General features: G+C 60.0%; 16 protein-coding genes. 4 read left to right on the forward strand and 12 right to left on the reverse strand.

Annotation, left to right across the window (positions count from 1 at the left end; translation table 11 throughout):
• Positions 1–100 precede the first annotated feature (100 nt).
• The 8 genes from G5171_RS12850 to G5171_RS12885 form a co-directional block, all read right to left on the reverse strand.
• A complete protein-coding gene (locus G5171_RS12850) occupies positions 101–919 on the reverse strand; it encodes a substrate-binding periplasmic protein (RefSeq protein WP_421251567.1) in 819 nt (272 codons plus the stop codon).
• 104 nt (positions 920–1,023) lie between these two features.
• Positions 1,024–1,788, reverse strand: a complete 765-nt coding sequence (locus G5171_RS12855) for a substrate-binding periplasmic protein (protein ID WP_216978497.1) — start codon at positions 1,786–1,788, stop codon at positions 1,024–1,026.
• Between the two features lie 127 nt (positions 1,789–1,915).
• Positions 1,916–2,662 (reverse strand): substrate-binding periplasmic protein, encoded by a 747-nt coding sequence (locus G5171_RS12860; RefSeq protein ID WP_337072729.1) that lies wholly within the window; start codon positions 2,660–2,662, stop codon positions 1,916–1,918.
• A 71-nt stretch (positions 2,663–2,733) separates the two neighbouring features.
• On the reverse strand, positions 2,734–3,252 hold the full coding sequence (locus G5171_RS12865; protein WP_337072728.1) for a GDYXXLXY domain-containing protein: 519 nt from the start codon (positions 3,250–3,252) through the stop codon (positions 2,734–2,736).
• Positions 3,249–4,253: a DUF4401 domain-containing protein gene (locus tag G5171_RS12870; protein ID WP_421251566.1), complete on the reverse strand. Its 1,005-nt coding sequence runs from the start codon at positions 4,251–4,253 to the stop codon at positions 3,249–3,251. Before G5171_RS12870 ends, G5171_RS12865 begins: the two co-directional genes overlap by 4 nt.
• The gene (locus G5171_RS12875) at positions 4,246–5,184 is read right to left on the reverse strand and encodes a DUF2157 domain-containing protein (protein ID WP_421251565.1); all 939 of its coding nucleotides are present in this window, start codon (positions 5,182–5,184) and stop codon (positions 4,246–4,248) included. Before G5171_RS12875 ends, G5171_RS12870 begins: the two co-directional genes overlap by 8 nt.
• 152 nt (positions 5,185–5,336) lie before the next feature.
• On the reverse strand, positions 5,337–5,894 hold the full coding sequence (locus G5171_RS12880; protein ID WP_005337386.1) for a TMEM165/GDT1 family protein: 558 nt from the start codon (positions 5,892–5,894) through the stop codon (positions 5,337–5,339).
• A 259-nt stretch (positions 5,895–6,153) separates the two neighbouring features.
• Entirely contained in the window at positions 6,154–6,483 is a 330-nt protein-coding gene (locus tag G5171_RS12885; RefSeq protein ID WP_108612541.1) for a translation initiation factor, read from the reverse strand.
• A 119-nt stretch (positions 6,484–6,602) separates the two neighbouring features.
• Between G5171_RS12885 and G5171_RS12890 the strand changes: the two genes are divergently transcribed.
• The 3 genes from G5171_RS12890 (at position 6,603) to G5171_RS12900 (ending at position 9,466) form a co-directional block, all read left to right on the forward strand.
• On the forward strand, positions 6,603–6,830 hold the full coding sequence (locus G5171_RS12890; RefSeq protein WP_005337384.1) for a FeoA family protein: 228 nt from the start codon (positions 6,603–6,605) through the stop codon (positions 6,828–6,830).
• A gap of 129 nt (positions 6,831–6,959) precedes the next feature.
• On the forward strand, positions 6,960–9,230 hold the full coding sequence (gene feoB, locus G5171_RS12895) for a Fe(2+) transporter permease subunit FeoB (protein ID WP_201954633.1): 2,271 nt from the start codon (positions 6,960–6,962) through the stop codon (positions 9,228–9,230).
• Positions 9,227–9,466: a FeoC-like transcriptional regulator gene (locus G5171_RS12900; protein WP_005350974.1), complete on the forward strand. Its 240-nt coding sequence runs from the start codon at positions 9,227–9,229 to the stop codon at positions 9,464–9,466. The genes feoB and G5171_RS12900 overlap by 4 nt, the downstream gene beginning before the upstream one ends.
• Positions 9,467–9,560: 94 nt before the next feature.
• Here G5171_RS12900 and G5171_RS12905 read toward each other — a convergent pair whose 3' ends face one another.
• The 4 genes from G5171_RS12905 to gltB form a co-directional block, all read right to left on the reverse strand.
• On the reverse strand, positions 9,561–10,211 hold the full coding sequence (locus G5171_RS12905) for a DUF2913 family protein (RefSeq protein WP_257700383.1): 651 nt from the start codon (positions 10,209–10,211) through the stop codon (positions 9,561–9,563).
• A 98-nt stretch (positions 10,212–10,309) separates the two neighbouring features.
• The gene (locus tag G5171_RS12910; RefSeq protein ID WP_245130713.1) at positions 10,310–11,605 is read right to left on the reverse strand and encodes a DEAD/DEAH box helicase; all 1,296 of its coding nucleotides are present in this window, start codon (positions 11,603–11,605) and stop codon (positions 10,310–10,312) included.
• Positions 11,606–11,947: 342 nt separating this feature from the next.
• Complete coding sequence (locus tag G5171_RS12915) at positions 11,948–13,363, reverse strand: FAD-dependent oxidoreductase (RefSeq protein WP_005350977.1); 1,416 nt, start codon at positions 13,361–13,363, stop codon at positions 11,948–11,950.
• Positions 13,364–13,375: 12 nt separating this feature from the next.
• The gene (gene gltB / locus G5171_RS12920) at positions 13,376–17,833 is read right to left on the reverse strand and encodes a glutamate synthase large subunit (RefSeq protein ID WP_421223885.1); all 4,458 of its coding nucleotides are present in this window, start codon (positions 17,831–17,833) and stop codon (positions 13,376–13,378) included.
• A gap of 611 nt (positions 17,834–18,444) precedes the next feature.
• Between gltB and G5171_RS12925 the strand changes: the two genes are divergently transcribed.
• A complete protein-coding gene (locus G5171_RS12925) occupies positions 18,445–19,374 on the forward strand; it encodes a TIGR01212 family radical SAM protein (RefSeq protein WP_421260289.1) in 930 nt (309 codons plus the stop codon).
• Positions 19,375–19,433: the final 59 nt, after the last annotated feature.

The raw sequence follows: 19,433 nt of genomic DNA on the forward strand, positions 1-19,433 counted from the left end.
AGAACGTACAAGTCGTGCGCGCTTGAGTACAGTGAGCCACAAAGCCAGAGGGGCCCATATCGGGCCCCTCTGTATTGGCGGTGTTAAAAGGTGAGGGCTGCTAGTTGGCTGTGCTGGTGGGGGCGCTGTTAGCCGATGTCGTGTTGGCTGCTTCACTTTTGGCTGCCGCAGGGGCGGGCGCCGGGAAATATTTGCTGTGCAGCAGCGGGTACTCACTGCTCGCCAGTACCTGGGTCAAACCGGTCTGGAACTCTTTGACCAGCTCGTCGCTCACCGGATGGCTGAAAGCGAAGCAGAACTGCTCTGAGCTCAGTACCCATTGTTCTTTGAATCGTGCAGGATCAAGCTTTTGCTCCGCGATCAGCTGTTCCATGGTGGTTTTGTTCGTGGAGACCAGATCGATCCGACCTGAGGTGAGCATCTTCAGCGCTTGTGCCAGCCGATTGGCGGCCATCAGCTTGGTCTCATCAAAGCCGTTGTTGAGTAGCAACTGTTCTCCCACATCAGCCCGCACAGCTCCGATATTGAACGCTTTGGCATCATCGAGTTTGGAGATGGTGATATTGCGCTCGGCCAACCCTACGAGCACGATTTCGGCGTAACCGATGGGACAGGCCCATTTGAACAGGGGATCCCGCGCCTGGGTGCGAGCGGTGGAGAAGAGTACTGCATTGGGTTTTTGGGTCAGCAGGTAGTAACCGCGCGCCCATGGCATGATGGTGATGGGCTGCGGCGGCGTATTGGTCTTTTTCCATACCAGTTGCAGCAGCTCGACCGCGAGGCCGGTGGGGGAGCCGCTGGCATCGACGTAGTTGTAGGGTTTGTACTCTTCGGTGATGTAGTGCAGTTTGCCGAGTTCAGGACTCGCCTGTGCGAGAGTGGCCAGCAGCGCCCCGGCTAATCCAATCCATGGTTTCATTTTTGCCGTCCTGATCAAGGGAATATCATGCTCAAGTGTGACCAAGCTGGCCGATTTCGCCAAGGCAACAGAGCATGTTTGGCAAAAAACGCGGGCGGTCGTGGCTATCCCGGCCCATGTGTTGGCTGCAGCGCCAGGTATTTGGCTTGCAGTTGCAAAAATTGAGGTGATGCCCGTGCTCTATCCAGAGCTTGTTGAAATCTGTCGATATCCCGGTCTGGCACCTGACGGCTAAAGGCGTAGCAGAGTGGCTTGCTATCGAGGATGAAGGCCACATTGAAGTCCTTAAGATCCAGATTGAGGTTCTTGAGGGTTTGGTAGCCGACCAGCTTGTTGGTGGCAAAGAGATGGGTGCGGCCCGATGCGAGCATTTTGGCTGCCTGGCTGAGACGGTTGGCCTCGACAAGGTTGCTCTCATCCAGACCCCTTTCCCGCAACAGCTGATTCGACACGGTCGAGCGTACCACCGCAATCTTGAAATTTTTTATTTGCTCGATGGAGGAAAGGTTCAATTTGTCAGCGGCGCGGCCAAGCAGTACAAAGTCCGAGTTGTCGATGGGACAAGCCCACTTGAAAAGCACCTCCCGCTCCGGTGTCCGGGCGGTGGCAAACAGCACGACATTGTGCTTGCTGTTCAACTCTTGATAGCCTCTGGCCCACGGCAGGATTCGTATTGGTTGGGGAGGCGTATTGCTGTATTGCCAGGTCATCCGCAGCAGTTCGACGGCAAGGCCGGTGGGCTGACCCTGTGCGTCACTGAAGTTAAAAGGCGGGGATATTTCTGTCTTGTATTCGAGAGAATCCAGGCCTGCCCATGCAAAACTGGTCCACAGGAGCAGCAAGATGTGGGAGAGATGCCATGTTCTCATGGGTGAGACCCTTCACTATATATCGACGATGCCAAACAGTGTGACGACTCGAGTGCACAATAGCCAGCCCCCTGACAGGTAGCGATCGTACGGTAAAAATGCTCAATCCTCGCCATCGGATGAAAGATCAGTGTATCGGCAGATATTTGGTCTGCAATTTCCGAAACTCCTCCGAGGCGAGGGCGCGGGTCAGGGCCTGCTGAAAGAGGGAGATCTCGCTGTCGGGCACCTGACGGCTGAAGGCATAGCAGAGCTGTTCGGCACTCAGCACCATAGCCACGTTGAAGTCGCCGCTGTTGAGCTTCAATTCGCGGATGGCGTCATATCCCGCCAGCTTGCTGGTGGCTAGCAGGTCGGCGCGGCCGGAGAGCAGCATCTTCAACCCCTGGGAGAGGCGGTTGGCCGGGATGATGTTGTTGTCATCCATGCCGTTGTTGAGCAGCAGCTGTTCGGCGGCATCCGAACGCACCGCGCTGATCTTGTACTGACTCATCTGATCAAAGGTGGTCAGGGTGATGTTCTGTGCTTTGCGGCCCAGCAGTATGTACTCCGAGTAGCCGATGGGGCACACCCACTTAAAGAGATTTTCCCGCGACTGGGTACGGGCGGTGGAGAAGAGCACCACATTGGGCTTCTGGGTTAGCAAGTAATAACCTCGAGCCCAGGGCAGGATGCGCACCGGCTGGGGTGTCACGCCGCTGTGTTGCCAGATCATCTGCAGCAAATCGACCGCAAGGCCGGTGGGCTGGCCTTGCTGATCGCTGAAGTTGTAGGGGGGGTACTCTTCGGTGAGATACTCGAGCTTGCCCAGATCAGCTCGTGCCGTCGAGGCTAAGCAGAGCAGCAATAGATGACAGATCAGCCATATCCTCATTGGGAACATCCTTAGCGATCAACCTTCTCTTGAGTGTGACCATCAACAGAGTAAATAGCCACTCACGGCCGTTACCAGCGGGCGCGGATCTGCCCGATGGGCTGGTAGGCCTCATCCCGCAGCCCCACCAGCAGGGTCTTGCCATCCGCTTGCAGCCGGAACTCGCCGTAGCGGGCCGCTTCGTACTGCTCTCCCGACCCCTCTTCAAAGAAGTAGGCATCGGGGCCGATCTGCCACTGCCGCTCGCTCTGGTGCACCTGCAATAGCCGCTCATCGCTGGCGAGCCGATCCGGTTTGCCATCGGCCACCAGACTGGCCACCTGATGGGCATCGAGGCGGATCACCAGGGTATCGCTGCCCTTGTTTTGAGTAGCTCTGGCGTCGCGGCTGGTCAGCTCGCGGGCAATTTCATAGTTGAGCCGCATGTAATCCCCCTGCATCAGTGAGCGAGGATCGACCGGGGCGAGCCGCAGCAGCACCACTTCGCCGCTGCTCATGGCGTGCTCATAGCGCCAGACGGTGGCATTGATGCCCGCCAGGATGGCGAGGCCGCTCAGCAACAGGGCGAGCTGTCGGGTGACGGGTTTCATGAGTCGCTCCTTGCCGCGAAGGTGGTGAGCAGCTGGCGGGCCCCCAGCAGCAGGATGCCGGAGCCCAGCAGCAGCCAGGATTTGGTCATCAGGGTGAGCCCAAGATCGTAGTAATAGAGCGAGCCATAGCCGAGCAGCAGCAGGGCCGAGAGTGTCATCAGCCCCAGACTGCCGGCATAAAACCCGAGGATCAGCACCAGTGCGCCCGCTCCCATGCCGGGGATGATGGCGCTGATCAGCACTAGTGGCAGGCCAAACAGCAGAGGGAGCCTCAGCTTCACCATCACCGCCAGCAGCAGGGCGGCGCAGAGCAGGGGATTGAGCCAGAGCGGCAGGCGCGATAGCCCCAGTTCGTCCAGCACGCTGCTGCCTCCATCCCACAGCGGGTGGTGCAGGCGGCCCAGCACCAGCAGGGAGAGGGCGAGCCCCAGCGTGATGGAGTGATAGAGCTGGTGGCGCTCTGGATCCCTATCTGCCCGCAGCCAGCAGAAAGTGATGGCGGTCATCACCAGCGGCAGCGCCAGCAGTTGCAGCCCGAGGCAGGCGAGACCAAGGGTAAGCAGCAGGGCCGCCGCCACGCTGTGAAACAGCCGCACCAGCCAGTGATCGAACAGCACGGCAATGGCGAGCGAGAGCAGGGCAAGCCCGAACCAGAGCAGGGTGTGATGATAGTCAATCTGATCGATCAGGCCATAGAGCAGCCAGGCATCGGCCGCCAGGGTGAGGGCCAGCACGAACTGATCCCAGAGATCGCCGCGTTGGCTGCGATTGAGGGCGTAGGCCACCACCAGCAATACGGACCCCAGCAGCAGGGCGCTGTTGGCCTCGCGGGTCAGCTGCTCGAAGGTCACAAAGAGAAAAAAGAGCAAGAACAGGGCGGCAATCCACCCCACCAGCCCCAGCATAAAACGGCTCGACCAGTGAGGTTGGGTGTCGCGGGGCATCTCCCCGTCCACCATATTGGCCTGTTGTAGCGCGTGCCAAAGGGTCAGATTACTCATGTAACCTCCGTTGTTGTTGCAACCAGCGGGCTGCAGTGACGGAAAGGCCGATGGCGATCAGGCTAAGCAGCAAGAAGCCGTTGATATCGGGCTCCATCCATTTGCCAAGGGCGGCGAGGATGATGGCAATCAGGCTGAGGCACCCCATGGCGAGTCCGGCGATAAATCTGTGATGCCAGAGGGCATAGGCCGCGGCGAGCCAGCCAAGCCAGAGCGGCCACACCAGCGGGGAAGCGGCATCAAACAGCGCCAGCAGTGTGAGCAGAGTGGCTCCCAGACCCGCGGCCAGACCCGCCAGCCAGCTTGGCATCAGGCGCCAGCGGGTTGGCGCCAGCAGAAGCAGACCCCAGAGGGCGGCATTGAGCAGGGTAAGGCACCAGCCCAATCCCTCTTCATCGAAGGTAAAGAAGAACGTAAACAGGCCGAGCCGCCAGTAGAGCACCAGCGCCAGCTGGCCGAGCAGCCAGCTTAAGGTCCAGAGCAGAGGGCTTTGGCCAAATGCCGCCAGCGGTACCAACATCAGCGCCCAGGTGGCGAACAGCTGCCAGGGATCAGCACCGGTTTGGTAGGTTTGACCCACCAGCGCCAGCAGAGCGCCGATATTGAGGGCGATAGCGAGCAGTAGCGCCTGACGGGGGGTATCCCCAAGGGGCTTGCGCCACAGCAGAAGCAGCATGGCGAGCAGCGGCGCCTCCAGCAGGGCGAGGCGGGAGACCCGACCCAACTCATGCCAGTTGAAGGCGACGAAGAAGACCAGTCCAGCCCCGATGCAGAGGGCGCCGAGCCAGAGCAGCAGCCGGTCAAACAGCCACTGCCAGCGTGCCGGATTGGGGGGAAGATCGGCGAGGGCTCGGGCGGCGGCCAGTTGCGCTGGTGCCAGTCGTCCCTGTTTGACCCATTCGAGTAGCGTCTCTCTTGATACGTTGTGCATGGGTGGCTCCACGAGGTTTGCCCCATTATGACATGAGGCCCCCGCAACCGTGCACTGCTCCTTGGCTCTGCGGCTGGGGGTTGCGACAGCGGGTTACGTAACAAACAAAAAAGCCCTCCATAGGGGAGGGCTTGGTCATCGGATTCGGGCCATCAGGCGAAGATCAGGGTGCTCACTCCGAGGCCGACGAAGAGGATGGCGCAGGCTATGCGGATCCCCTTGAGTGGCAGCTTGTCCGCCCCCAGCTTGCCGATCAGCACCACAGGCACGTTGGCCAGCATCATGCCGAGGGTCGTCCCGGTAATGACCTGCACCAGCGAGTCATACTTGGCGGCCAGCAGCACGGTGGCAATCTGGGTCTTGTCGCCAATCTCGGCGATGAAGAAGAGCACGAAGGTGGCCATAAAGGGGCCGTATTTATCCAGCGAGCTCTCCTCGTCATCCATCTTGTCCGGCACCAAAATCCAGATAGCCATGGCAATAAAGGCGATGGCGACCAGCCAGGTCATTATCTTGGGATCGAGCCAGCGGCTGATGAACTCACCAATCCAGGCGGCGCCCGCATGGTTGAGCAAAGTAGCCGCCAGCATGCCGGCGATGATGGGCCAGGGCTTGCGAAAACGGCAGATGAGCAGCAACGCCAACAGCTGGGTTTTATCGCCGATTTCTGCAATAGCGACGCTGAGGGTTGAGGTTAACAAGGCTTCCATAAAAATGACCGGGGGACGGAATTGTTATAAACCAAAGACAAGCCTGCGCCATCCGTCCCCGGTATTGGCACTGGCCCGTCAAAGGTCTTGTCAAATCCATGGCTGGCATGGATCACCCTGACCATGGTGATTTGGCACCAAGTATGTTGATCAGGGTCGCAAACCGGTATTCATGCAATGGATGGCACCGGTGTGCGAGACTACTCCCCCTCGATGGGAGCGGGCATTCTAGGGAAAAACCGCATGAGTGACAAGGGGATCAGCCACCCACCAGCTTGACGCTGAAACCGGCTTTTTCCAGCTCGGTTTTGATCAGGTCCCGTTTATCCCCCTGGATCTCGATAACGCCCTCTTTGATACCGCCTCCGGTGCCGCACTTTTTCTTGAGCAGGGTAGCCAGGGATTTTTGCTGATCGGCGGGTATGCCATGAATGGTGATCACCCCGGCGCCCTTGCGCCCCTTGGTCTCGCGGCGAATGCGCACGGTGCCGTCGGTGGGGAAGGGGGAGGCGGATTGGGGAGCGCTCTGCTCCTTGATCATGCCGCCATCTGTGCTGTAAACGAGGCGGCTGTTGTTGTCGTGACTCATGGCAATACTTTATGGGTTAGCTAAGCGGAGTTTGATTTTACTCAAATAAAAGTTGAAGACACAGCTTATAATGCCCCAAGTAAAAGCGAATTATTATTGTTTAACTTCAGGAGTCAGTCATGGTACTCACGCAGTTGTCACCGGGACAGAGTGCTCGCATCAAGAATATGAATCAGCTCGCCCGGCCGCTGCGCCGCAAACTGATGGTGATGGGCCTGTTGCCCCAGACTGAAGTCATTTATCTGCGCTCCGCCCCCCTGGGGGACCCGCTCCAGATCCAGTGCCAGGGGATCTGTCTCTCCATGCAAAAGAGTCTGGCCCAGCAAATAGAAGTCGAGCCGGTATAACCCCCTGTTCGGCTGCCGCTCCGGTCAAGAAACGTCACCGGGAGCGGTTCAGAGACAAGAAGTCGAACCTGCAAAGCAGCTTGCCACTCGCACGCGGCGGGTTCAGAAGAAAATAGAGGTAGAGCTGGTATGAATTATTCCCTGGTAACGGTAGGTAACCCCAATAGCGGTAAGACCTCCCTGTTCAACGCCCTGACCGGCGCCCGCCAGCAGGTAGGCAACTGGAGTGGCGTCACCGTCGACAAGAAGATGGGTGAGTTCAGCGCGGGTGAGCATCACTTCAAGCTGATGGATCTGCCCGGCATCTATAGCCTGGCGGGTCAGGATGGTAGTCTGGACGAGCAGATCGCCAGCCGCTTTGCCCAGGGCCAACAACCCGACCTGCTGCTCAACGTCATCGACGCCGCCAATCTGGAGCGCTCCCTCTACCTCACGCTGCAACTGCGCGAACTGGGCCTGCCCATGGTGGTGGTGCTCAACAAGCTGGATATCCTGCAAAAGCGTCGCATCGTCATCGACGAGAGCAAGCTCGGCAAATCTCTCGGTTGCCCGGTGGTGGCCCTCTCTGCCCACAACAGCAAGCAGGTTGCCGCCTTCAAGCAGCAGATCCGCCAGTTTATCGGTCAGCCGCAAGCCGCCTTGCAGCTCGATTACGGCCACGCGCTTGAAACCGATCTGGCGGAGCTGGAGACCCTGCTCGCCCCGCATCACCTCACTACCCGTGGCCGCGCCCTGCGCCTGCTGGAAGAGGATGCGGTGATGCAGGAGACCCTGCTGCCCGGTCAGCAGGCGGCGGCCGCCAATGTAGTGGCTCGTGCCCATCAGGGACAGGATATTGACCTGCAACTGGCGGATATTCGCTACGGCCATATCCACCAGTGGGTACAACAGGCTCGTCAGCAGAAGGGCAAGCTCACCGAGGCCCAGAGCGAGTGGCTGGATCGGGTGCTGCTCAATCGCTGGATTGGCATCCCCTTCTTCCTGTTTGTCATGTACCTGATGTTCCTGTTTGCCATCAACGTTGGCAGCGCCTTTATCGACTTCTTTGACATCATGGGGGGCGCCCTGTTTGTCGATGGGGTGCACCACCTGCTGGGGCTGGTCAATGCCCCCGAGTGGCTGGGCGCCATTCTGGCAGACGGCTTTGGCGTTGGTTTGCAGACCGTGGCCACCTTTATTCCGGTGATTGGCTGCCTCTATCTGTTCCTCGCGGTGCTGGAGAGTTCAGGCTATCTGGCCCGCGCCGCCTTCGTGGTGGATGCCCTGATGCGCCGCCTCGGCCTGCCAGGCAAGGCGTTCGTGCCGATGCTGATGGGATTTGGCTGTACCGTCCCCTCAGTGATGGCGACCCGTACCCTCAACTCCGAGCGGGAGCGGCTGATGACCTCCGCCATGGCCCCCTTCATGTCGTGCGGTGCCCGTCTGCCGGTTTACGCCCTGTTTGCGGTGGCATTCTTCCCAGAGTCAGGTCAGAACCTGGTGTTCGGTCTCTACCTCATCGGCATTCTGGTGGCGGTGCTCACCGGCCTGTTGCTGCGCAGCACCCTGCTGCCGGGCAAGAGCGACTCCATGCTGATGGAGATGCCGGACTACGAGTGGCCGCGTCCGGTCAACGTTGCCATCAAGACCTGGCAGAAGCTCAAATCCTTCGTCTTTGGTGCCGGTAAAACCATCGTACTGGTGGTTGCCGTGCTGAGCGTGCTCAATTCCCTGGGTACCGATGGCAGCTTTGGCCATCAGGAGCAGGAGAGCTCGGTCCTGAGCAAGATAAGCCAAGCGGTGACCCCGGTGCTGCACCCCATCGGTGTACGCGATGACAACTGGCAGGCCACGGTCGGTATCGTCACCGGTATCTTCGCCAAAGAGGCGGTGGTCGGTACCCTCAACAGCCTCTACGCCGGTGGTGGCGATGCAGAGGAGGAGAGCGAGTTCTCGCTGGTGGCCAGTTTCCACGAGGCGATCGATGCCGTGGCGGCCAATCTGGCGGAGATCAACCCGAGCGACCCCATGGGGCTTGATGTTGGCAACCTCGACGACCAGAAAGCTGCCGCCGAAGCGCAGGAGGTCGATGTTTCCACCTACGGTAATATGCAGACCCACTTCGACGGGGCGGCCGGTGCCTTTGCCTACCTCTTGTTCGTGCTGCTCTACATGCCCTGCGCCGCAGCCATGGGCGCGCTGGTGCGGGAAACCGGTCGCCAGTGGGCGCTGATGACGGCGGTATGGTGCAACTATATGGCCTTTATGTGCGCCACCCTCTTCTATCAGGTGGCGACCTTCGCAGCTCACCCGGAGCAGAGCCTGTTCTGGATCGTCAGCTATGGCCTCTCTCTGGTACTGCTCTGGTGGGCCGGTCGCCGTCACGGTGACATCGTTGCCCGCAAGGTGGTGACCTTATGATCCTGCGCGAGCTGGGGGATTACCTCGCCGCGCAGCAGAAGGTGAGCCGGCGTGATCTGGCTCGCCACTTCCACACCTCGGAAGATGCGGTGGAGGCCATGCTCGGCGTCTGGATGCGCAAGGGGCGGGTCATCAAGCGTGAAAGCCGGGTCTGTGGTGGCAGTTGCTGCGGCAAGAGCGAAGAGGTGATGTTCGAGTGGTGTGACGCGGGCCAGATTGGCATCAAGATCCGCTAAACGACTACCCAACCTCATCATCAAACATCGAACAATAAAAAACGGCAGATCCTGCTCAAGGGTCTGCCGTTTTTATTGCTGAAGACAGGCGGGATCAGGCGCCTTGGCGAGCCTCGCTCAGCAGTGCCAGCGCCGGTTGGGCGTTGTCCGGCATCAGCCGGTAGGCCTTGTGGTGCTTGACCAGGGTGGTCTTCTTGTTGCCCTGGCTCAGCAGCAGGCCGTGCTTGAAGGCCGCCTCGGCCAGCACCTTCTCGTCACCGCGCACATAGAGGGTGAGGGGTTTGACAAGCTCACCGTCCTCGATATGGCCTGCATATTCGTTATGGCTTACCACCAGACTCGCCTGACCGCCCGATTGCAGGCGCAGCTTGGCGTTCACCTCGCTCTCGGTTAGCACCAGCCAGCCTGCCGCTGAGAGCTCCTCCAGCAGGGCAGCCAGCTTGGCCCCCAGTTGCTGCGGATTGGTCATGGCGCACTGGTATTGGAAGGCGATGCGCTCCAGCAATCCCTTGAGATCGGCGCCCGCACCCAGAGTGCGGCCAAGCTGCACCCAAGCTTTCAAATCTTCCATCACCAGACGGGAGAAGCGCTTCTCCTTGAGGGAGTCGGCCATCCAGGTGCAGAGAAAGTGGCTCTCTTGCGCCGGAGTGCGCTTGCCCGCCTTTTGCTCGGCGGTGCGGGCCAGTTCGGCCAGGCTTTGAGTGGCCATCTCGAGCAGGGCCTGATTGTAGGTCGGAGAGGTCATAAGCAATCCTTGAGTTGACCACCAGGGGTCAACACCGATGACAGAGATGGCAAAGGCGCCAGTGGCGCCTTTGCGGTTCAATAGAGCAACTGCCCGCCTTATTTCGGCTGACGGGGCTTCTTGGCTGCAGCCAGACGCTTGAGGCGCTGACCCTGCAGCTTGGCTTCGGCCATCACCTGGGCCACGGCGTTATCTTCACGCTGCGGACGCTTGCCGAAGCGGCGACGCTCCTGCAGCTGTTTGATCAGCTCGTCACGGCTGCTCACCTCATAGCCCGGCACCATGATGCGACGGATCTTCTGGCCGATCAGGGCCTCGATCTCCAGCAGGGTGCGCTCCTCTTCACGGCTGACGAAGGAGATGGCCATGCCGCGCTTGCCGGCACGACCGGTACGACCGATGCGGTGCACGTAATCTTCCGCCAGGAACGGCAGATCATAGTTGACCACGTATTCCAGGTCCGGGATGTCCAGACCACGGGCGGCCACTTCGGTGGCGACCAGTACCCGTACCTTGCCTTCCATGAATTCGCGCAGGGCGCGGCGACGGTTGCCCTGGGCCTTCTCGCCATGGACAACGGCGGACTTGATGCCGTCGAGGTTCAGCTCCTCGACCAGCACATCACAGCTCTCGCGGGTACTGGCGAACACCAGCACCTGCTGCCAGTTCTGCTTGCCAATCAGCTCTGAGAGCAGCTCGCGCTTGCGCTTCTGCTCGACCGGATAGACGGTGTGGCTGACGGTGTCGGCGGTGGAGTTCTGCTTGTTGACGCTGACGATCTGCGGTCTGTCCAGCATCAGGTTGGCCAGCTTCTTCACCGCCTCGGAGAAGGTGGCGGAGAATAGCAGGTTTTGACGGGTCTTGTTGACCGCTTGCAGGATCTTCTGCACATCGGCACTGAAGCCCATGTCGAGGATGCGATCCGCTTCATCCATCACCAGACACTCGACGCCAGAGAGGCTGAGGTTGCAGGCGGTGAGGTGCTCCAGCAGACGGCCCGGGGTGGCCACAATGATGTGAGCACCCGCTTTGAGCTTCTTGGCCTGCACGTCCTGCTTGCCACCGCCGACGATGGTGATGGTGGTGATATCGAGATACTTGGCGAAGTCATTGATGTTGCTCGCCACCTGAGCCGCCAGCTCGCGGGTCGGGGTCAGGATCAGCACCCGGGCGTTGGAAGGCTGGACCGGAGCCGGATTGTCTACCAGACGCTGCAAGATGGGCAGGGCGAAGGCGGCGGTCTTGCCGGTACCTGTCTGGGCGCTGGCCAGCACATCGCGGCCACGGCGAATGGCCGGGATCGCCTGTTGCTGCACAGGGGTCATCTCCTGATAACCGCAATCTGAGACAGCACGCAAAATCTCGGGGGCAAAATCGAACGATTCAAATCTCATAATGGGTTCCTGTGTTCCAGCTGGGCTGTGTTTGGCTTGGTTAGCTCGGCATGAGCGAGACGGAGGTTGTAACCACCGACGGCTGCGCCTGACATCAAGTCAGAGAGTGAGCCGGAAAATGGCGGGCGCGAAGTGTAACAGATAGGCGTCACAAATTCTGCCTCAAATGGTTGGAGTTTTTCGCGTGGCGGCTGAGCAGTGTCGCCGCCATCGCAAGCCAGCGCATGCAGTTATCTTCACCGTTGCCGGGAGCGTATGAGCGGCTGGTGAGCGCGCATAGAAAATCAGCCCCGCATTGGCGGGGCTGATTGTTAGGGAACATCACGGCTGTAGCCGGTCGGATCAGACCGCCAGATAGTCCATGATCCCTTCGGCCGCCTTGCGTCCTTCGTAGATGGCGGTCACCACCAGATCGGAGCCGCGTACCGCATCGCCACCGGCGAACACCTTGGGATTACTGGTCTGGAAGGCATACTCCGCCTGCTCGCTGGCCTTGATGCGATCCCGGTTGTCGAGCTCGATGCCGAACTCCGCCATCCAGGGCTGGGGGTTGGGTTGGAAGCCAAACGCCATCACTACCGCATCGGCAGCCAGCACCTGCTCTGAACCCTCGATGACCACCGGATTGCGGCGACCATTGGCATCGGGTTCACCCAGCTCGGTGCTCACCACCTTGATGCCGACGGTGCGACCGTTGGCATCCAGCTCGACCGCCACCGGCTGCAGGTTGAACATGAATTCAACCCCCTCTTCGCGGGCGTTTTTCACCTCCCGCTTGGAGCCCGGCATGTTCTCCTCGTCGCGGCGATAGGCGCAGATCACCTTGTCAGCCCCCTGACGGATGGCGGTCCGCACACAGTCCATGGCGGTATCGCCGCCGCCCAGCACCACCACCTGCTTGCCGGCGAAGTCGATGTAGTCGGCTTGCGCCTTCTCGAACCCCAGCAAGCGGTTGGCGTTGGCGATGAGGTAGGGCAGGGCGTCATAGACGCCCGGCGCCTCTTCGTTGGCAAAGCCGCCCTTCATGTACTTGTAGGTGCCGACCCCGAGGAAGACCGCATCGAACTCGCCGAGCAGGTCGGCGAAGGTGATGTCCTTGCCCACTTCGGTCTCGAGTCGAAACTCCACGCCCATTCCCTGGAAGATCTCGCGGCGACGCTGCATCACCTCTTTTTCCAGCTTGAAGGAGGGGATACCGAAAGTGAGCAGGCCACCGATCTCCGGATACTTGTCAAACACCACCGGGGTGACGCCATTGCGTGCCAGCACATCGGCACAGGCGAGACCCGCTGGGCCGGCGCCGATGACGGCGACCCGCTTGCCGGTCTTGACCACGTTCGAGAGATCGGGCTTCCAGCCCATCTCGAACGCCTTGTCGGTGATGTACTTTTCGATGTTGCCGATGGTCACCGCGCCGAAGCGATCGTTGAGGGTGCAGGAGCCCTCACAGAGGCGATCCTGCGGGCAGACCCGGCCACACACTTCCGGCAGGCTGTTGGTCTGGTGGGAGAGCTCCACCGCCTCCAGAATGCGCCCCTCTTTGGCCAGCTTCAGCCAGTTGGGGATGTAGTTGTGGACCGGACACTTCCACTCGCAGTAGGGGTTGCCGCACTCGAGGCAGCGATCCGCCTGCATCTGTACCTGCGGCTGATTGAAGGACTCGTAGATCTCCACAAACTGGATTTTGCGGATCTTGAGCGGCTTCTTGGGCGGGTCGACCCGCTGGACATCGATAAACTGAAATACGTTTTGGCTCATAGGGTTCCCTCCTTATTGCGCCTGGATTCTGAGTTCTGCACTGGAACGGCTGGTGTGACCCAGCAGCGATTTCACGTCGCTGGACTTGGGTTTTATCAGCCTGAACTTGGGCACATAGGAGTCGAAGTTGGCCAGGATCTCCTCGGCGCGCGAGCTGCCGGTCTCATTGAGGTGCGCCGTGATGATGCCGCGCAGGTGCTCCTGATGGATGGCGAGATCCGCCACGTCCAGCAGTTCCACCAGCTCGGGATTGGTGCGCTTGGCGAAGTTGCCGCACTCGTCGAGCACGTAGGCAAAGCCGCCGGTCATGCCCGCCGCGAAGTTGACGCCGGTCTGACCGAGTACGGTGACGATACCGCCGGTCATGTATTCACAACCGTTGTCGCCAATCCCCTCGACTACCGCCAGGGCGCCGGAGTTGCGCACCGCGAAACGCTCGCCGGCAGTGCCTGCGGCGTAGAGTTTGCCGCCGGTGGCGCCGTAGAGGCAGGTGTTGCCGATGATGGCCGCTTCATGGGATTTGAACGCCACACCGACATGGGGCTTGATCACCAGCTTGCCGCCGGTCATCCCCTTGCCCACGTAGTCGTTGGCGTCACCGGTGAGGATCATCTCAAGGCCACCCGCGTTCCAGACGCCGAAGCTCTGGCCTGCGGTGCCGTTGAAGTGCACCTTGACCGGATCCGCCGCCATCCCCTGATTGCCGTGACGTTTGACGATCTCGCCCGAGAGGCGCGCACCCACCGAGCGGTCGGTGTTGCGAATGTCGTAGCGGAACTCGCCACCGCTTGAGGTTTCCACCGCTTCCAGCAGATCTTCCACCATCTTGAGGTTGAGCGGCCCCTTGTCGAAGGTGGGGTTGTGCTGCTGGCTGAACAGGCTGGAGCCTGCCGGAGCAACCGGACGGGCCAGAATGCCGGAGAGATCCAGCTTGGCCTGACGAGCGGTGAGGCCGGGCAGGGCTTCCAGCAGATCGGTGCGGCCAATCAGGTCGGTCAGCTGGGTGACGCCGAGCTGGGCCATCAGTTCGCGGGTCTCCTCGGCGATGAACTTGAAGTAGTTCATCACCATCTCCGGCAGGCCGGTGAAGTGCTCGCGACGCAGCTTCTCATCCTGAGTGGCAACGCCGGTGGCACAGTTGTTCAGGTGGCAGATCCGCAGGTATTTGCAACCGAGCGCCACCATGGGGCCGGTGCCAAAACCGAAGCTCTCGGCGCCGAGGATGGCCGCCTTGATGATGTCGAGGCCGGTCTTGAGGCCGCCATCCACCTGCAGTCGCACCTTGTGGCGCAGACCGTTGGCGACCAGCGCCTGTTGGGTTTCAGCCAGACCCAGTTCCCACGGGGAGCCGGCATATTTGACCGAGGTGAGGGGGCTCGCGCCAGTGCCGCCGTCATAACCGGAGATGGTGATGAAGTCGGCATAGGCCTTGGCCACGCCGCAGGCGATGGTGCCGACACCGGGCTCTGAGACCAGTTTCACCGACACCAGACAGCTCGGGTTGATCTGCTTGATGTCGAAGATGAGCTGGGCCAGATCCTCGATGGAGTAGATGTCGTGGTGCGGCGGCGGCGAGATCAGGGTCACGCCGGGCACGGAATAACGCAGCTGGGCGATCTGGGCGGTGACCTTGTCACCGGGCAGCTGGCCCCCTTCGCCGGGCTTGGCGCCTTGAGCCACCTTGATCTGCACTACATCGGCGTTCATCAGGTAGTGGGGGGTGACACCGAAGCGGCCGGAAGCCACCTGCTTGATGCGGGAGTTCTTCTCGGTACCGAAACGCTTGGGATCTTCGCCCCCTTCGCCGGAGTTGCTCTGACCGCCGAGGCGGTTCATGGCGACAGCCAGAGCCTCGTGGGCCTCAGGGCCGAGGGCACCGATGGACATGGCGGCGGAGTCGAAGCGGGGGAACAGCTTGTCGGCTGGCTCAACCTGATCCAGCGCGACCGGATTGTCGACTTTCTTCAGGGCAAGCAGATCGCGCAGGGTGGCAACCGGGCGCTCGTTCACCAGACGGGCGTACTCCTTGTAATCGGCATAGTTGCCGGAGCGCACCGCGGTTTGCAGGGTCTGCACCACATCCGGGTTGTAGGTGTGGTACTCGCCGCCGTGGACGAACTTGAGCAGGCCGCCATGGGGGAGGGGCTTGCGCACCAGCCATGCCTGACGGGCCAGATTGTGCTGATCCTGCTGGATGTCGGCAAAATCGGCACCCTGAATACGGCTCGATACGCCGCGGAAGCAGGTATCGACCACCGACTTGGCCAGACCCACTGCTTCAAACAGCTGGGAGCAGCGGTAGCTGGCGACCGTGCTGATGCCCATCTTGGACATCACCTTGTAGAGCCCCTTGTTGATGCCGTTGCGGTAGTTGACCATGGCCTGGCGCAGGGACATGGTGAGCACGCCCTCTTCAACCTGTTTGGCCAGGGTTTCGTAGGCCAGATAGGGGTAGATGGCGGTCGCGCCAAAGCCCAGCAGCACCGAGAAGTGGTGCGGATCGCGGCAGCTTGCGGTCTCCACCAGAATGTTGGCGTCGCAGCGCAGGTTGTTGTCCACCAGGGTGCGCTGTACCGCGCCCACCGCCATTGCGGCCGGGATCGGCAGGGTGTCGGCGTTGATATCGCGATCCGACAGCACCAGCAGCACGGTGCCACTCCTGGCAGCGGTTTTGGCCTCCTCGCAGATGCGCAAGATGGCCGCTTCCAGCCCCTCTTCGGGCTTGAAGTTGAGGCTGATCACCTGATGACGGTAGTACTCACCTTCCAGTGCCAGTAGCTGGTGGAAGTCGGAGTAGAGCAGGATCGGTGACTGGAACAGCACCCGGTGGGCGTGGCCGAAGGTCTCGTTGAAGACGTTCTGCTCGCGACCGATACAGGTGGCCAGCGACATCACGTGGTTCTCACGCAGTGGATCGATGGGAGGGTTGGTCACCTGTGCAAACATCTGGCGGAAGTAGTCATAAAGGGTGCGCGGACCGGAGGAGAGCACCGCCATCGGGGTGTCATCCCCCATGGAGCCGACCGCTTCCTGACCGTTCTCACCCAGTACCCGGATGATCTGATCCAGCTCCTCGAAGGAGTAGCCAAACAGCTTCTGATAGGTTTTCAGCTGCTCATCGGAGAACTCGCGGCTACCGGTCTGGCTGTCGTCCATCTGCTCGAAGGGGACCAGTCGGCGGCAATGTTTATCCATCCACTGCTTGTAGGTGTGACGGTTCTTGAGGTCGTCATCGATCTCGAAGCTGGTCCACACCTTGCCGTTGCTGGTATCGACCACGAACAGCTCGCCCGGGCCGACCCGGCCCTTCTCCAGCACTTCGTCCGGGGTGTAGTCCCAGGTGCCGACCTCGGAGGCGAGGGTGATGAACTTGTCCTTGGTGATGACGTAGCGGGCCGGACGCAGGCCGTTGCGATCAAGTGCGCAGGTGGCGTAGCGACCGTCGGTCATGACGATACCGGCCGGGCCGTCCCACGGCTCCATGTGCATGGAGTTGAAGTCGTAGAAGGCGCGCAGGTCGTCATCCATGTTCGGGTGCTTTTGCCATGCAGGCGGGATCAACAGGCGCATGGCGCGGAACAGGTCCATGCCACCGGCGAGGAAGAGATCCAGCATGTTGTCGAGGCTGGAGGAGTCAGAGCCGGTGGTGTTGACGAAGGGGGCCGCTTCCTGCAAATCGGGGATCAGCGGCGTGGCAAACTTGTAGCTGCGCGCCTTGGCCCACTGGCGGTTGCCGGCGATGGTGTTGATCTCGCCGTTGTGGGCCAGATAGCGAAACGGCTGCGCCAGCGGCCAGCGCGGGCTGGTGTTGGTGGAGAAACGCTGGTGGAAGACGCAGATGGCCGCCTGCATACGGATGTCGGCGAGATCCAGATAGAAGCGCGGCAAGTCCACCGGCATGCACAGTCCTTTATAGACGGTGACCAGATTGGAGAGGCTGACCACATAGAAGTAGTCGTCGTTGACGCGCTTTTCGATGCGGCGGCGCACGATATAGAGCCGGCGCTCGAGATCCTTGTCGACCCAGCCGGGCGGGGCGTTGACAAAGACCTGTTCAATGCTGGGCAGGGAGGCTTTGGCGATGGTACCGAGTACGTTGGTATCGACAGGCACCTTGCGCCAGCCGACCAGACTCAGGGTCTCTTTTTCCAGCTCTTCGTCGATGATGTCGCGGGTCTGCTGGGCCAATACGGGGTCAGGGTTGAGAAACAGCATGCCGACCGCATAGTTGCGGCCAAGGTGCCATCCCTTCTCCTCGGCGACAGCTCTGAAGAAGCTGTCCGGTTTTTGCAGCAGCAGACCGCAACCATCGCCGGTCTTGCCATCGGCGGAGATCCCGCCGCGGTGCTGCATGCGAGCCAATGCTGACATCGCGAGACGGACAAGCTTGTGGCTGGCTTCCCCTTCCATGTGGGCCAACAGGCCGAAGCCACAGTTATCCCTCTCCAGCTTTGGATCATATAGTGACATTGCATTTCTCCCTTGCTCGGCCTTGTATCGCACAGTCATCACCTGACTGCATAAATTGCGATTGGCTCTTGTGGTTCCGTCTGCCTGACGTGGCGAATCTCCAAACTAATGGGATTTTCTGGCGAGGTCAATCGCAGGTCAGGTTTGTCTTCATGGTTACATTCGCATAACAAAATGTCGGGTTAGGGGGATTCGCTCGCAGTTATGAAGCATTTATTCTGTGTTGTTTGATTTTGTTGGTTAAATATATCGCCATTGACAGGCTCAATGGTGTGCTCGGCGACGATGGGCGAATGTAGTAATTTTACCAACCCGATGTGGCCGACAGCGGAAGGGATCACATTTTCAATATCCCATGCTTGCAATTGTGTGCTGTCGGGTCTCTTTGAATTTCTCATTGTTCAACAGTGGGTTATCAGGTCTCATTTTCATATGGATGTTTACTGTTTGAATCGTCAAAGAACTGTAAAAATCCTTTTTTTGCGCTTTTTCTCTATATTTATTCAAAATTGGTCGGGTATTTATATGTTTTACCCTCTCCGCTAGCTTGATCCAGCTCAGCCCCTGTTTTGCGCAAGCTCGTACAATGGCGCTCCTTTAGCGGAGGTGTCATGCAGTTACACGAACTCGTCAATACATTCGGTCAGGATCTCAAGCAGCGTCATGGTCAGAAGATCCACAAACTCTCCATCCATGGGGCCTTCACCTGCCCGAACCGTGACGGCACCCTGGGCCGCGGTGGCTGTACCTTCTGCAATGTATCCTCTTTTGCTGACGAGTCGGCTCAGCAACTCTCCGTGGTGCAACAACTGCTGGCTCGCCGGGACGAAGTCACCCGTGCCAAGCGCTATCTTGCCTACTTTCAGGCCTATACCAGTACCTATGCCGAGGTCGAATATCTGCAGCGGATGTATGAAGAGGCGCTGTCGGTGAGCGATATGGTGGGGCTCTGCGTGGGCACTCGCCCCGATTGCGTACCGGATGCGGTGCTGGATCTGTTGGCGGGCTATCAGGCCCGGGGTTACGAGGTGTGGCTGGAGCTCGGGCTGCAAAGTGCCAATGACAAGACCCTGCAACGGATCAACCGCGGCCACGGTTATGCCGCCTATGAGGATGCGGTAAGACGTGCCCATCAGCGCGGCATCAAGGTATGTGCTCATCTGATCGTCGGCCTGCCGGGCGAGGTGCCAATGGACAGCCTCGATACCCTGCATCGTATCGTTGAGACCGGTGTTGAGGGGATCAAGCTGCATCCGCTTCATGTAGTAGAGGGCAGTACTCTTGGCAAAGCGTGGCAGGCGGGGCGCCTTGAGGTATTGACGCTGGAACAGTATGTGGAGGCGGCCGTTGCCATGATCCAGCACACGCCGCCCGAAGTGGTGTATCACCGGATTTCGGCCTCCGCTCGTCGTCCGACTCTTTTGGCGCCAGCCTGGTGTGAAAACCGCTGGACGGCCATGGCGGACATTGCCAAAGCACTCTCATTGAGCGGCCCGCACGGTCACGCGTTGGGCAGACCCTTCATACTTCCTGACCTATAATTGAGCGCCAGATTATTATTTTCACGTAAAACATAGGGTTATATAAAAAACTTCATACC

This window comes from Aeromonas sp. 600774, assembly GCF_049175075.1.
Classification (GTDB): Bacteria; Pseudomonadota; Gammaproteobacteria; order Enterobacterales; family Aeromonadaceae; genus Aeromonas; species Aeromonas veronii_A.